At 42.7% G+C, this 14,624-nt stretch carries 16 protein-coding genes; all 16 read left to right on the forward strand.

The features are described from left to right. The first annotated feature begins 261 nt into the window (after positions 1-261). The 16 genes from HNR44_RS04605 (at position 262) to HNR44_RS04680 (ending at position 14,616) form a co-directional block, all read left to right on the forward strand. The gene (locus tag HNR44_RS04605) at positions 262-624 is read left to right on the forward strand and encodes a GNAT family N-acetyltransferase (RefSeq protein WP_184402916.1); all 363 of its coding nucleotides are present in this window, start codon (positions 262-264) and stop codon (positions 622-624) included. Positions 625-809: 185 nt separating this feature from the next. Further along, positions 810-1,574, forward strand: a complete 765-nt coding sequence (locus HNR44_RS04610; protein WP_184403556.1) for a segregation/condensation protein A — start codon at positions 810-812, stop codon at positions 1,572-1,574. Further along, positions 1,567-2,133, forward strand: coding sequence for an SMC-Scp complex subunit ScpB (gene scpB, locus HNR44_RS04615; protein WP_184402917.1), 567 nt, complete (start codon positions 1,567-1,569; stop codon positions 2,131-2,133). Before HNR44_RS04610 ends, scpB begins: the two co-directional genes overlap by 8 nt. A 160-nt stretch (positions 2,134-2,293) precedes the next feature. Next, the gene (locus HNR44_RS04620) at positions 2,294-3,091 is read left to right on the forward strand and encodes a superoxide dismutase (protein WP_184403557.1); all 798 of its coding nucleotides are present in this window, start codon (positions 2,294-2,296) and stop codon (positions 3,089-3,091) included. Positions 3,092-3,274: 183 nt separating this feature from the next. Further along, on the forward strand, positions 3,275-3,787 hold the full coding sequence (locus HNR44_RS04625; protein WP_184402918.1) for a YhcN/YlaJ family sporulation lipoprotein: 513 nt from the start codon (positions 3,275-3,277) through the stop codon (positions 3,785-3,787). Between the two features lie 7 nt (positions 3,788-3,794). Further along, positions 3,795-4,274 (forward strand): stage V sporulation protein AC, encoded by a 480-nt coding sequence (gene spoVAC, locus HNR44_RS04630; protein ID WP_184402919.1) that lies wholly within the window; start codon positions 3,795-3,797, stop codon positions 4,272-4,274. Next, a complete protein-coding gene (gene spoVAD, locus HNR44_RS04635) occupies positions 4,274-5,287 on the forward strand; it encodes a stage V sporulation protein AD (protein WP_184402920.1) in 1,014 nt (337 codons plus the stop codon). The genes spoVAC and spoVAD overlap by 1 nt, the downstream gene beginning before the upstream one ends. Beyond that, positions 5,284-5,634, forward strand: a complete 351-nt coding sequence (spoVAE, locus tag HNR44_RS04640) for a stage V sporulation protein AE (protein ID WP_184402921.1) — start codon at positions 5,284-5,286, stop codon at positions 5,632-5,634. Before spoVAD ends, spoVAE begins: the two co-directional genes overlap by 4 nt. A 130-nt stretch (positions 5,635-5,764) precedes the next feature. Continuing rightward, complete coding sequence (locus HNR44_RS04645) at positions 5,765-6,883, forward strand: D-alanyl-D-alanine carboxypeptidase family protein (RefSeq protein WP_184402922.1); 1,119 nt, start codon at positions 5,765-5,767, stop codon at positions 6,881-6,883. Then, positions 6,876-7,472 carry a nucleoside recognition domain-containing protein gene (locus HNR44_RS04650; RefSeq protein ID WP_184402923.1) on the forward strand — a complete coding sequence of 199 codons (597 nt, stop codon included), beginning with the start codon at positions 6,876-6,878 and terminating at the stop codon, positions 7,470-7,472. Before HNR44_RS04645 ends, HNR44_RS04650 begins: the two co-directional genes overlap by 8 nt. Beyond that, on the forward strand, positions 7,473-8,009 hold the full coding sequence (locus HNR44_RS04655) for a spore maturation protein (protein WP_184402924.1): 537 nt from the start codon (positions 7,473-7,475) through the stop codon (positions 8,007-8,009). A gap of 126 nt (positions 8,010-8,135) precedes the next feature. Beyond that, a complete protein-coding gene (locus tag HNR44_RS04660) occupies positions 8,136-8,855 on the forward strand; it encodes a pseudouridine synthase (RefSeq protein WP_184402925.1) in 720 nt (239 codons plus the stop codon). A 271-nt stretch (positions 8,856-9,126) separates the two neighbouring features. Next, positions 9,127-10,785 carry a cytochrome c biogenesis protein ResB gene (resB, locus tag HNR44_RS04665; RefSeq protein ID WP_184402926.1) on the forward strand — a complete coding sequence of 553 codons (1,659 nt, stop codon included), beginning with the start codon at positions 9,127-9,129 and terminating at the stop codon, positions 10,783-10,785. A gap of 37 nt (positions 10,786-10,822) precedes the next feature. Continuing rightward, positions 10,823-12,016, forward strand: coding sequence for a c-type cytochrome biogenesis protein CcsB (ccsB, locus tag HNR44_RS04670; protein WP_184402927.1), 1,194 nt, complete (start codon positions 10,823-10,825; stop codon positions 12,014-12,016). Between the two features lie 102 nt (positions 12,017-12,118). Then, positions 12,119-12,841: a response regulator transcription factor gene (locus HNR44_RS04675; RefSeq protein WP_184402928.1), complete on the forward strand. Its 723-nt coding sequence runs from the start codon at positions 12,119-12,121 to the stop codon at positions 12,839-12,841. Then, on the forward strand, positions 12,838-14,616 hold the full coding sequence (locus HNR44_RS04680; RefSeq protein WP_184402929.1) for an ATP-binding protein: 1,779 nt from the start codon (positions 12,838-12,840) through the stop codon (positions 14,614-14,616). The genes HNR44_RS04675 and HNR44_RS04680 overlap by 4 nt, the downstream gene beginning before the upstream one ends. The last annotated feature ends 8 nt before the right edge of the window (positions 14,617-14,624 follow it).

Below are 14,624 nucleotides of genomic sequence, written 5' to 3' on the forward strand. Positions count from 1 at the left end.
GGATATCATAGATCGTAAGTACATATGAAAAATTTCATTAGAAAACTTGGCTGACTGCCAAGCCCGTTTTTCTTTTATTATCTCCTTTGCTTATGCCTTGATGATTATACAAATTCAATGTACACTTAGAAATCGGTAGCGGAACGTGTATATAGCCCAAGCATGTTTCTCATTTACTTTTTTGGGGATAATATGGGTATAGCCTTCGAACACTTCGAAATCATTCAAAAGGATCTCTTGTATAAGAGAGGAGCTAGGCAGATGATTATGAAATACAAGCCAGCCTATAAAAAAATCGCAATGGGCTTACTGTCGTATATGCCGAACCTTAAAGATGTTAAAATGTTACAAGAAACGATACAGCAATATGAAAACGATGAAACGATGAAACTTTATTTATGGAAAAAAGAAGATGATGTTGTCGGGGTTCTTGGTTATCAAGAACAGGACGGAGATCTTATCCTGAGGCACGTCTGTGTGAACCCTTCTTACCGAGATGAAGGAATCGGATCAACGATGGTGTCGACAGTGGAAGAAAGACAAGGTAAAACATTAAGAGGTTCAAGTGAAACCCTAGGCTTTCTGCAAAGTTGTAAACGTTTGAATAAAGAAAATGGAATGTAGAAGTATTAAGCGCTAGCTATCGTTGTCTAGTGCTTTTTTTTCTCGTTTTCATGTTATAATACATTCGGTAGATCGAGAGACTTAAGCTTAGAACTAGTCGCTGCGTAAGAGGAAGTTATCTTGGGCTTTTTTGAACGACTTCTCATAGAAAAAATGGATATAATTGGAGGATGCTCATTTTGCAAGTGGAACGGTACAGTGTAAAGCTGGATAGCTTTGAAGGTCCTCTGGATTTACTTTTACATCTCATCCAGCAAGCAGAGGTTGACATTTATGATATTCCTGTTGCAAAAATTACTGAGCAATATATGACCTATATACATACGATGCAAGAGTTAGAATTGGATGTCGCCAGCGAATATCTTGTTATGGCTTCGACACTTTTAGCCATTAAAAGCCAGATGTTGCTGCCAAAGCAAGATGTTTGGGCTGATGAGGATTGGGAACTTGAAGATTGGGGAGAGGAAGATCCACGTGAAGAGTTGGTCGCTCAGCTTGAAACTTATCTTCAGTACAAGGAGATCGCCTCAGAATTAAGGGAGAGGCACGTAAAACGGAGTCATCTCTTTACGAAACCACCGAGTCGAATCAATACTGAAAGCAAGGAAAATATGGAGCACACAACGGATATAGAAGCTTCCTTGTCGGATCTGTTACAGGCGTATCAGCATGTATACCAACGTCTTCGTTTCGAAAGACCGCATACAGCGACAGTAGAAACACAACGATGGACGGTTGAGAGTAAAATGGAAACTATTACAACGCTTGTATTAGAAAGAAAACAAGCTGTTCCTTTTTTAGAGTTATATAAAAAAGGACAAATCAATGAACAAGTAACAACTTTCATGGCGCTATTACAATTAGTAAAGGATGGATCTGTGATCTGTAAGCAAGAGAAAAACTTCGCAGATATCTATATTGAACCACGAGGGGATGTGGAGTATGAATGAAGATATCGATCTCATTCTTGAAACGTTATTGTATGTAAGTGGAGATGAAGGATTGGAAGTCCGTCGGGCTGCTGAAGCCGTAGGAATTGATAAATCCAGAGTTATCACCGAGCTAGAGAGGATTGCCTCTCAATATGAAGAAGAGGGGCGCGCCCTCTCCGTTCAGCAATTTGGAGAAAGCTTCAAAATGGTCACGAGAGCAGAATTTTCGGAGTATGTAGAACGATATGCTTCTCCTCCGCAGCGTGGTACCCTTTCGCAAGCGGCGTTGGAGACATTGGCTATTGTCGCTTATGAACAACCTGTCACGCGTTTAGATGTAGAGGAAATTAGGGGAGTTAAGGTCGATCGTGCCATGACGACTTTGGTTGGAAAAGGTTTAGTTGAAGAAAGCGGTCGAGCGAAGGGAGTGGGACGAGCCATTTTATACAAAACGACACCGCGATTTTTGGATGTGTTTAATCTGAGCTCCCTTGATGATTTACCTACGATAAATGATAATGAGCAAACCGAACAAATGGACCTATTTATGTCGAGCTATCGAGAACAACATGAATAAAATTTATGAATAGCACGAAAAGGTCATGAGGACAATCAATCTTTCCATATAAATGATCAGTGAGTGCGTTTTATTTTTGAGGGAAAAGGAGTGAACACTGATCAATTGGGAAGAATATAAAGATAAAGTGACAAGCTGGTTGGACGAAGTGGAAACGTATATGCAACAGCCTGAAGCAGACCGTTCCCTTGATCCATCCAAGATCGAAGAGAAAATCTCAACGCTTCGCACGGAAATGGATCGTTTTACTGAATCTGAGACTGACCAAATTGTACAGATGGTTGATGAATTAGCCGATGAGTTTTCGGACCGGTCCAGTAAAGGTAAGGGTTCCGTGAGACCTGGAGATCATGAATTGCCCCCACTTCCTTATGATTATGATGCCCTTGAACCGTATATTGATGCTGAAATCATGTATTTACACCATGATGTCCACCATCGGGGCTATGTCGAAGGATTAAACAAAGCAGAGGTAAAGATGGAAAAAGCACGCAAGGATAATAAATATGACCTGATTACCCATTGGGAACGGGAAGCTGCCTTTCATGGTGCCGGACATTATTTACACACTATTTTCTGGAACATTATGGATCCTCGTGGAGGTGGGACACCGAAAGGTGATCTTCTCTCCATGATTGAGCGGGATTTTGGTAGCTATCAACGGTTTCGCGCTCATTTTACAGCTGCCGCTGAAAAATTATCTACACCTGGTTGGGTGATTCTCGTTTGGTCACCGCGTGCCCATCGTTTGGAAATATTAACTGCTGAACTTCATCATTACTTGACTCAATGGGACGTTATTCCGTTGCTTGTGCTTGATATTTGGGAGCACGCATATTATTTGCAGTACAAAACAGAAAAAGCTGAATATGTAAAAAATTGGTGGGAGGTCGTCAACTGGCCGGCCGTACAGCGTCGGTTAGACGTAGCAAGACAAGTGAAGTGGAGCCCGGCTTAAAAGGGTAAAAAACTGTTTCCAGTTTTGGGAACAGTTTTTTTATGTTTATGATTTCCAATTCTACCAGGGAGAGAACGTTGCTGAGCGGTAAGAACCAAGTTTTTCTAATGATAAATCTGCATGTGTACCTGCGCACAGATCATACTAACAGTACGATATGTTTGGGAAAGGAAGAAAGATGATATGGTGAGTGGTCAATTTTCAAAGGTCATAAAATGTTTATGTTTGATGCTGGTTCTCTTATCTGCTTGCGGATCAGCTGTTGGAGAAGAACCCGAGGAAAAAAAACGTGAAGTACCCCATCATTCGGGCGAGGCTCCAAATGAGATCCAAGAAACGTCAAAGTACGCGCAAAATGATCCCAAACAAGAACAAGCGTTGGCTGACGAAGCCAAAAAGCACGCCACTGAAATGGAACAAGTTACTGATGTTGAGGCCGTTTCTCTTGATAATCATGTGTATGTATCACCGGAAGTTAAACATCGTACGCGTTGGAATTTGAAAGGGTTCCGTGAAGAGGGGCGAAATTATTTAAGCGAAACCATGCCGGATGATGTCGTCATTCACTTTGCAACAGATCAAAAAGTGAATATGGAGTTGGAAAGGTTAACAGATGATATTAAGGCGGGAATGGTCAATGGCGAAGAATTAGACCGTCGTTTGGAAAAAATAGAAGAACTTATGATGAAAGGATAGGAGAAAGATGGCGAATTCTACATCGAAAACGAGTATGGAAACCGAAGAATATAAACAGATAGCAAATCGCATGGAGCCTAAGCGACCTCTGGGGATGAATTGCCTAAAAGCCTTCCTTGTCGGGGGGTTTATATGCGTAATTGGGCAACTGATTCAAATGTTTTATATGATGACTTTCAATTTCAATGAACATACGGTAGCGGATCCTACCGTTGCAACTCTCATTTTTATTGCAGTACTGTTAACAGGTTTCGGAGTTTACGACAAGTTTTCCCAGTTTTCAGGCGGAGGAACGATTGTCCCGGTGACCGGGTTTGCAAATGCGATGTCTGCAACGGCAATTGAATATCGATCTGAAGGATATGTCCTTGGGGTTGGAGGGAATATGTTTAAGCTGGCAGGGTCTGTTATTGTTTTTGGGACGGTTGCTGCTTTTGTCATTGGGATTATCTACGCAATTGTCACGCAACAGTGGGAGGGAATGTAATGTTTACCGGGCAGCAAAGTTGGGCATATCCCACTTACCCTTGCATTCTTTCTTCGGGTGTAGTGACAGGTCCGTTTGAAGCAAAGGGTCCTTTACGGGATACTTTTGATAAAGTGTATGATGATCTGTATATCGGCGAGAATACGTTTGAAAAAGCTCAGAAAGTTTTAATGGAAGAAGCATGTCAACAAGCCCTGCAAAAAGCTGGAAAATCCACGACTGATGTTTCCTTTCTGTTTGGAGGCGACCTGATTAACCAAGATACTGGGACAAGCTTCGCCGCACGGACGATAAACGCTCCTTATTATGGATTGTTTGGTGCTTGTTCCACGTCAATGGAAGCTTTGTCTCTTGCTGCCCAGGCAGTGGATCAGGGAGCTCCACTCGTTTTGGCAGGTACGGCAAGCCATTATGCAGCGATTGAAAAACAATTCAGGTATCCTGTCGAATATGGAGCCCAACGACCACCGACCGCACAGCGAACAGTGACTGCAGGAGGTGCAGCCCTAGTTGCTCCCAATGGTTCTGACGTTGTCGTTACGAAATCAACTATCGGGAAAGTCGTTGATCATGGAATTAAGGATCCTTACAATATGGGCGGTGCTATGGCACCTGCAGCCGTCGATACTATTCTTGCTCACTTTAATGATTTTCAAGTTGATGAAAGAGATTATGATTTGATAATAACGGGAGACCTTGGGAATTTAGGACGTTCGCTAGCACTAGAATGGTTTCGGCAAAAGGAACATCCTATGCCTGAGGCGAAATTTCAAGATTGTGGATTGCTTATTTATGATGATGCTCCAGAAGCAATGTCAGGTGCGAGCGGCACAGGTTGTTCAGCTGCTGTTGTGTTCGGAAAGGTGTTAAATGATCTAAAAAACGGTCGCCTGCAGCGTGTATTGGCTGTTGCTACGGGTGCACTATTATCTCCGCTTACCTACCAACAACAAGAATCCATTCCTTGTATAGCACATGCTGTCACCTTAGAAACGAAGGGAGGATTATCATGATATTCTTCTGGGCTTTCGTCGTTGGTGGATTGATTTGTGCCATTGGACAGCTGCTTATGGACGGTTTAAAGCTCACTCCCGCTCATACATTGGCTGCTTTTGTGGTTTCGGGTGCGATTCTGGATGGCCTGGGCATCTATGAACGATTAATCGACTTTGCAGGTGCCGGTGCTACTGTACCAATCACGAATTTTGGGAGCTCCCTCGTTCATGGCGCATTAACCGAAGCTGACAATTCTGGACTTATTGGCGTGATTACCGGGATCTTTGAAGTGACGAGTTCAGGGATTTCTTCTGCGATTATTTTCTCATTTATTGCTGCCTTGATTTTTAAACCGAAAGGATAAGAAGTGTTCCATTCCCTTTTTATTGTAAAGGGAATGGTTTTGTTTTAGGAATCCCTGCATAACTTGTCTTTGTTTGCATACATTTTCTTAAACCCTAGATTGGACAGCCAGTATGGGAATGAGGTGAGAAATGAGACGCCGGCTTATTTTACTCATAATGGTCGTTTGCCTATGTATACCGCCTTTGCCTGGGAATGCTGAAGAATCCATTACGGTATCCGCTGAGGCAGCTGCGTTAATTGAAGTTGAAACGGGACGAGTCCTTTGGGAAAAAGACGCATTTAGCGAGAAGCGGATTGCGAGTATTACGAAGGTGATGACCGCAATGGTTGCTATTGAACAAGGAGAGTTGGAAGATTCTGTTGTGATTTCGACAAATGCTGCTGGTACAGAAGGTTCTTCCTTATACTTACAGGCAGGCGAGAAAATGACATTGGAAGATTTATTGTATGGATTAATGCTTCGCTCTGGTAATGATAGTGCGGTTGCGATTGCCGAGCATATTGGTGGGAGCGTTGATGGTTTCGTCTATCTCATGAATGAAAAAGTTCAAGAACTCGGCTTGACGGATACCGTTTTCGCCAACCCTCACGGCCTTGATGATCATGAAAATCATTTCTCCAGTGCTTATGATATGGCAATGATTATGCAGGCGGCGATGGAAGATGACATCTTTCGAACGATATCTGCGACAGAAGTGCACCGAGCGCCTAATCAAAACGAAAACTGGGAGCGGGTCTGGAAAAATAAAAATCGTTTGTTAACTGAACGTTATGAATATACAACAGGGGGGAAAACGGGGTACACCGAAAGAGCACGTCGCACGCTGGTCACTTCAGCCGAAAAAGAGGGGATGGAGTTAATAGCAGTAACGTTAAACGCACCTTCCGATTGGGATGATCATATTCGGCTCTTTGAATACGGATTTGATACCTACGATATGTATTCATTGATCCAGGAAGGCAGTCTGGAGCGGACAGGAAGCGAGACATTTGATCACTTAGAAGTACGATCATCTTCCAACTATCCTTTGACAGAAGATGAATATGCACGCGTAACACCAAATATTGAATGGATGAATGAGGGTACACTACCTTTTGCAGGTCATTTACAATTTAAATTAGATGGTGACATTATTTCTGAATTACCGCTTTATTATATAGAAAAAACGGAAGAAGAAAATGAGGGCCTTTCCTGGTGGGAGCGGTTGAAAAATCGTTTCGGGTTTGGAGTGACGGTACATGATTAATTGGATCTGGATGTCAATGCTTATCACTGGTCTGATTTTTGCAATGTTTACAGGCAGGATGGAAGAAGTGAATGAAGCGATTTTTCAAGGTGCTGAAGAAGCGGTTACTCTCTGCTTAGGAATGATCAGCATCCTTGTTTTTTGGTTAGGCATGATGAGGATTGCTCAAGAAGGAGGGCTTCTCAAATTGCTTTCCAAATTCTTGTCACCGGTTATTCAACGTTTATTCCCGGAGGTCCCGAAGGATCATCCGGCCATGGGGTATATTTTATCAAATATGACTGCAAATATGTTTGGGCTTGGTAATGCGGCTACACCCATGGGCATTAAAGCGATGGAACAGTTAAAAGAATTAAACGGTGGGAAAGATGAAGCTAGTCGTTCTATGGTTACTTTTCTCGCAATAAACACAGCAAGTTTAACCTTGATTCCGACGACAGTCATTGCGATTCGAATGACGTATGACTCTGCCAACCCTGGCGAGATTATCGGAACTACGATCGCAGCCACGGCTGTAGGAGTCGCCAGTGCGATATTCATAGACAGAATCTTTCATTGGCGCCGCACGCTGCGGGCGAGGGTGAAATAAATGACAGTTTTATCAGTGTTATCCATGTACATCATCCCGTTTTTGCTTTTTGTCATCCTCCTTAGCGCTATCATTAAACAGGTGCCCGCCTATGAAACGTTTATTGAAGGAGCCAAGGATGGCTTTCAGATGGCCGTATCCATTATTCCTTATCTCGTTGCCATGTTAGTAGCCATCTCTGTGTTTCGTGCTTCAGGGGCGTTGGATTTTTTACTAGAAGGTTTGCGGCCGGTTTTGACTTTTATTGGTGTGCCTGCTGATATCGTCCCTTTGGCTGTCATGCGACCTCTTTCAGGAACAGGTGCCCTTGGAGTGATGAGTGATTTACTCGCTGTCCATGGTCCGGACTCATTTATCGGAAGATTAGCCTCAACGATGCAAGGGAGTACAGATACTACTCTTTACGTCTTGACCGTTTATTTCGGCGCTGTTGGGATTAAAAAAATCGGGGATTCGTTAAAGGTCGGCCTTCTTTCTGATCTTTGCGGGATCGCGGCAGCGATTGTGTTCGTCACACTTGTTTTCGGATCAATGTGAATATTGAATGACCTAAGACGTTTATCGGATGACGGCTTAGGTTTTTTTGTAGCTTTTAAGGGATAAAATTCACTCGCTTGAGAAATGATGACAGGGAGCGTATGATGGATGCTGAGGTGAGAACAGATGGAACGATTACAGAAAGTGATCGCGCGCGCCGGGATAACTTCTCGTCGAAAAGCAGAAGACTATATCGTAGACGGCCGCGTTGCAGTCGATGGGAAACGCGTACAGGAATTGGGCACAAAAGTATCGGAGAAAGCGGTTATTGAAGTAGATGGAGTACCCATTCAACGCGAAGAACCGGTTTATTTTTTATTGTACAAGCCAGGAAAAGTGATTTCGGCTGTGAAAGATGATAAGGACCGGGCGGTTGTTACTGATTATATCGAAGACACGGAGGCACGAATCTTTCCAATTGGCCGGTTGGATTATGATACATCCGGATTATTATTGCTAACAAATGACGGTGATTTTGCCAATTTAATGATGCACCCTAGGAGTAAAATTAAGAAAACGTATATTGCAAAAGTCAAGGGGAAGCCTTCCAAGGATACATTACGTAAACTTTCCCGTGGTGTAGAACTCGAGGATGGGAAGACATTACCTGCAAAAGCCTCTTTTAAATCCGGGAACAAGCAGAACGACACATCGATTATAGAACTTGTCATTTCTGAAGGCAGGAATCATCAAATTCGCAGAATGTTAGAATCTGTCGGGCACCCCGTTTTAAAATTAAAGAGAGAAAGATATGCTTTTTTGACTCTTGAGGGATTGCAGCCTGGAGATTTTCGTAAGCTAAAGCCGGTGGAAGTCGCACAACTGCGGGAACTTGCTGTCACATAACCGTCATAAAAAATACATCTTGATGGAAGTAAACATTGGCTTTGACCGTTATAATAAACATTGGAGAATACCTTAGGAGGATATTCGGAAAGTTAGGGGAACAATCTGTGTGTGCTCGTATGAAGCCATATCTAGGAAAACACATCAAACTGCACCTCCTTTTCTAAATGATACATTTTGCCATGAGGTGCTCCTCTAAAACTTCCCGGGCTTTTTGTTCTCCTATGGAAACATGTATCATGAGTGTTTGTTGTAAATTGGGGTGATCTTTTTGAAAGAAATAAAATGTGATAATTGTGGACATATCAACCCTTATGGTACAGAAGTATGCGGATCATGTGGGAAGCCATTTGGTAATGAAGATTCTAGTCGTTTGCTGAACATGCGTTATGAAGGAGCTGCCCGGCGTTCACAAACGTATAACAAGTCCATTATAGATAAAATCTGGAATTTCTTCTCTTCAGTAAAAGTCGGGATAGGAATTATTATCGTTACGCTAATTGCATCATCGATTGGAACCATCTTCCCTCAAGAGATGTTTATCCCTCCAGGAGAAGATCCTGCAACTTTCTATGCAGAAGAGCATGGTGCCTTAGGTCAAATCTATTATTCCCTCGGACTGCATAACTTGTATGGATCCTGGTGGTATATGCTGTTGATTGCTGCCCTTGGGACTTCCATAATTATTGCAAGCATTGACCGCTTTTTTCCCTTATATAAGGCGCTAAAACATCAACGTGTGACGCGTCATCAAAGTTTCATGAAACGCCAGCGTATATTTGGAACAAGTAACGTCAATGAAGTCGATACTACGATGGAAAAGGCACAAGGGATTCTGAAAAAAAAACGATATAACGTCTTTGAGGAAAACGGGAATATCCTTGCGGAAAAAAATCGTTGGGCACGATGGGGACCCTATGTAAACCACATTGGACTGATCATCTTCTTGATCGGGGCATCTCTTCGTTTCTTCCCAGGGATGTACATAGATGAGAACGTCTGGGTGCGTGAAGGTGAAACTACTGTCATTCCGGGGACATCAGGGGATTATTACATCGAAAACCTAGCATTTACGGTTGATTTCTATGATGAAGATGATGAACGGTATCAAGCCGTAATGGAAGAAAATGACGAAGAGCACATCGAGACTTTTCACACGGATGCTGTTCTCTATACCCCTGCGGAAGGATCTACTGTCGGTTTAGATCAAGAGTTAGAGGAAGTTGATCGGCATGGAATTGAGGTCAACGATTCCTTCGACTTCGATGGTTATTCTCTCTATCAAGTGGATTATAAGATGAATGAGTTAAAAGAAATGAGTTTTGAAGTTGAGGATAGAGAAACCAATGATGTTTTAGGCTCTTTTACTGTTGATTTAAATGACCCTGACGATGGCTACACACTTGATGATGAGCAGGTTCGGATTCACAGTTATTTCCCTAACTTTGTGATCAATGAAGACGGGGTCCCTTCAACAGAAAATAATGTCCCTGATAATCCAGGGTTCATTTTTGAAATGGAAGACCCGGACACCGGTGACTTAGAACATACATTTCTTGGAATTCAAGCGAACTATGACGTAAGTCCAGATGATGAAGAGAACCGTTACGAATTCTCATTTGACGGGATTGAAACTAACAACGTAACCGGATTGACAGTGCGTAAAGACAACACACTTCCATTTCTCATTGTTGGCGGATCCATTTTCCTTATTGGCCTTGTCCAAGGTTCCTATTGGCCGCACCGCCGCATTTGGTTACAAAGAAAAAATGATGAGGTTTGGCTGGCTGCTCATACGAATAAAAACTGGGAGTCATTGAAGAAAGATATTGACGCAATATCAGAAGAGACAGAAGTGACGACACCGCAAGATCAAACAGATGAAGAACATGAAAAGAGTGAAAGTCAAGAGAATAACCTTCATTCTTAACCCCTCTGCAGGGGCATTGCTTAGGAGGTAAATGAAAATGGAGCAATTGAGCATGAATCTGCTCGCAGTGGCATTCTTCCTTTATCTAGCTGCTACAATTTTTTATGCTGTTTCGGTAACAGGTGGAAAATGGCGCAATAAAGAAGGTCGAATGACCGGGAACAACTGGGGGAAATTTGGTTATATTACAGCCATCTTGGGCGTAGTGACTGCTTTGGGGTATTTCTTTGCAAGATGGGCGGTTGCTGGACATGCTCCGGTCAGCAATATGTTTGAGTACACTGCGTTTTTTGCGATTACACTAAGTCTTGCATTTGTAATTTTATACGGCATTTACAGAGTGGACGTACTCGGGGTAATTACAATGCCGATCATAATGCTCATGATTGCTTATGCTTCCGTGTTTTCAACAGAAGTACAACCTCTTCAGCCTTCTTTACAATCACACTGGCTAGAAATTCACGTAATTACTACGGCTATCGGGCAAGGAATTCTTGCTATTAGTTTTGGGGCGGGATTAATTTACCTTCTCCGTACGATTGATTTGAAAAGTAAAAGCATGACGAAGAAAACATTTGGCGTTGAGTTTATTATGTACGCATTAATGAGCACGCTTGCTTTTGTCATCGTCACCAATGCTTTTTCAGCTTTCGATTATGAAGCAAACTTTGCTTATATTAATGAGGATGGAGAGCCAGCTGAAAAACTTTATGAACTTCCCCCGCTCTTTGGTCCTAATGAAGGTGAGCTGCTCACTGAAGAGCGTATGCAGCCATGGGTGGAAATGCCGGATTGGATTGTAAGTGATGATCTAAACACCGTTTTTTGGGCATTAAGTTCCGGCTTAATTCTTTACGGGCTTGTTCGTTTGCTTACGAGAAGACGTGTCGGTGCCTTATTACAGCCTCTTTTTAAAGGTGTAAAACCACATACGGTGGATGAGATCAGTTATCGCTCCATTGCCATTGGGTTTCCCGTCTTTGCCTTAGGAGGCTTGGCGTTTGCCATGATCTATGCCCAAATTGCCTGGACAAGGTTTTGGGGCTGGGATCCAAAAGAAGTGTGGGCGCTTGTCACATTTCTTTTCTATGCCGCCTATCTACACTTAAGGTTGAATCGAAATTGGCATGGTGAGCCTTCAGCATGGCTTGCAGTGATTGGTTTTGCGATTATTATATTTAACTTGATATTCGTAAACCTTGTGATTGCAGGTCTTCATTCGTACGCTTAAGATAAAAGGGGCGTTGTATAACGTCCCCTCTGTTAGGGTCGGCATGTCGCAGGAGGCAGACTTAGCCGGCTCCATTCTTATAATCGGAAAGGAGTGCTAGAGATGGACCATCAATCTAAAATTCTTGTCGTCGATGATGAAGAACGTATCCGCCGATTGTTACGGATGTATTTAGAGCGGGAAGATTATGAAATCCACGAGGCTGAGAACGGGGAAGATGCACTTCAAATGGCTGAAGAAGTGGATTACGACCTGATTTTGTTGGATTTAATGATGCCTGGTATGGACGGGATCGAGGTCTTAAAAGCTCTTCGTAAAACGAAGGCTACCCCAGTCGCAATATTAACGGCAAAAGGAGAAGAAGCTGAAAGGGTCCAAGGGTTTGAAGAAGGCACTGATGATTACATTGTAAAACCTTTTAGCCCGAGGGAAGTTATCTTACGGGTGAAAGCCTTATTGCGCCGAACCTCTTCGACGAAGTATCTACAAACTGATACGCAGGCAAAAAATATACTTTCTTTTAAGCATGTCACTATCGATCATGACGCCCACCGAGTGACCGTAGATGATGAAGAGGTTATGTTAACACCGAAAGAGTATGAATTACTGCATTATCTTGCAAGTAGTCCTGATAAAGTCTTCTCAAGGGAAAAGTTACTCAAAGATGTTTGGGAGTACGAGTTTTTTGGTGATCTTCGGACCGTTGATACTCACGTCAAGCGATTGCGTGAGAAATTAAATAGTATTTCCGAAGAAGCAGGGGACATGATAACGACAGTATGGGGTATAGGCTACAAATTTGAAAATAACCAGAAGCAACAATGATCTGGAGAAGTGTCGTTGGTAAGCTTTGGCTTACCATTTTACTGCTCGTTTCATGTGTTCTCCTTATTCTAACGGTTTTATTGTTTCAGTTTTTTGAGAATATGCATCTGAGCCAAATTGAAGATGAATTAGGTAACCATGCATCATACATCGTCTCCATCCTTGAAGGCGAAGAATCTCTCGATGGTATGGAAACAGTCCGCCAGCTCACAGAGACCTCAGGGACACATGCAACCATTTTTCGTGGGGATGTCCCTTATTGGACCTCTTTTCAAGGGGCCGTAGAAGAAGAGGTGTATATCCCCCCGATGCAATTAGCGCAATACGAGGAGTTATCCTTGGCTATCAGAGGGGAAGAATCTGTCATTACACAACTTTCGTATGAAGACAGAAACCAAAATGAGGCGGAATTTATCGTTGTGGCCGCCCCTTTTGAAATGGCCGATGGGATGAATTATACGTTATTATTATATCAATCATTGGCGGCTATGGAAGAGACGACACAGGAGACGAAACGATTAATTTTCCTGGCGGCCGGGATTGGTTTTATAATGACAACATTTTTTGCGTTTTTCCTTTCCTCAAGGATAACTGCACCGTTACGTAAAATGCGTCAATCTGCTTTAGAGGTTGCAAAAGGAAACTTTGATACTCCGGTTCCGATGATGACACGCGATGAAATTGGACAATTAGCGATTGCATTTAATCGTATGCGCCGTCAGTTAAACAATAACATCGAGGCCTTAAACCGGGAAAAGGAACAACTGGCACGAGTATTAAGCAGTATGGCTGATGGGGTTATTACGTTGAATCGTATGGGGGATCTGTTAGTGAGTAATCCTCCGGCAGATCGATTTTTGCGTAGTTATGGCTATGAACATCAAGGTACGGAGCTTGGAGATTGGATTCCCGAAGAAATCCAGGAATTATTTCGAACGGTTGTGGCTCACGAGCAGGAAGAAACCGCAGAAGTGACCGTCCAAGGAAGAAGTTATGTCGTTTTAATGTCGCCTTTATATGACGCATCATTTGTCCGGGGAGTCGTGGCCGTCATTCGAGATATGACAGAAGAACGTCAAAATGATAAGCTACGAAAAGACTTTATTGCGAATGTCTCCCATGAACTGCGTACACCAATTTCCATGTTACAAGGCTATAGCGAAGCAATGATCGATGATGTTGCCCAAAGCCGTGAAGAGGAACGAGAGATGTCGCAAATTATTTACGATGAATCGTTACGAATGGGAAGACTTGTCAATGAGTTATTAGACATGGCCAGAATGGAGACAGGCCAGTTACCCATGCAATTTGAATCTATAGATCTGTTTGCTCTCTCTGAAAAGGTTTTTCGTAAATTTAAACAAATGGGTGAAGAAATCAATGTAAATTTAAATTATGAAACATTTGGGTCCAATCCATGGGTTGAGGCTGATGCTGATCGTATTGAACAAGTATTGACGAATTTGATGCATAATGCTTTACGGCATACGAGCAACGGAGGCAGTGTTACCTTACATGTGATCGATGTAAAAGAAGGTATAAAAATCGAGGTAAAGGATACAGGTTCCGGCATACCGGAGGAAGATCTACCTTTTGTTTTTGAACGCTTTTATAAAGCGGATAAGGCAAGGACAAGGGGCCAAAACAATGGCGGAACGGGACTTGGGTTAGCAATTGCAAAAAATATTGTCGAGAATCATGACGGTGAGATATCTGTACAAAGCATCGTCGACAGAGGATCGACATTTATGTTCTTTTTATATCGAAAATCGTGAACACGTTA

The organism is Geomicrobium halophilum, from assembly GCF_014207655.1.
Taxonomy (GTDB): Bacteria; Bacillota; Bacilli; order Bacillales; family Marinococcaceae; genus Geomicrobium; species Geomicrobium halophilum.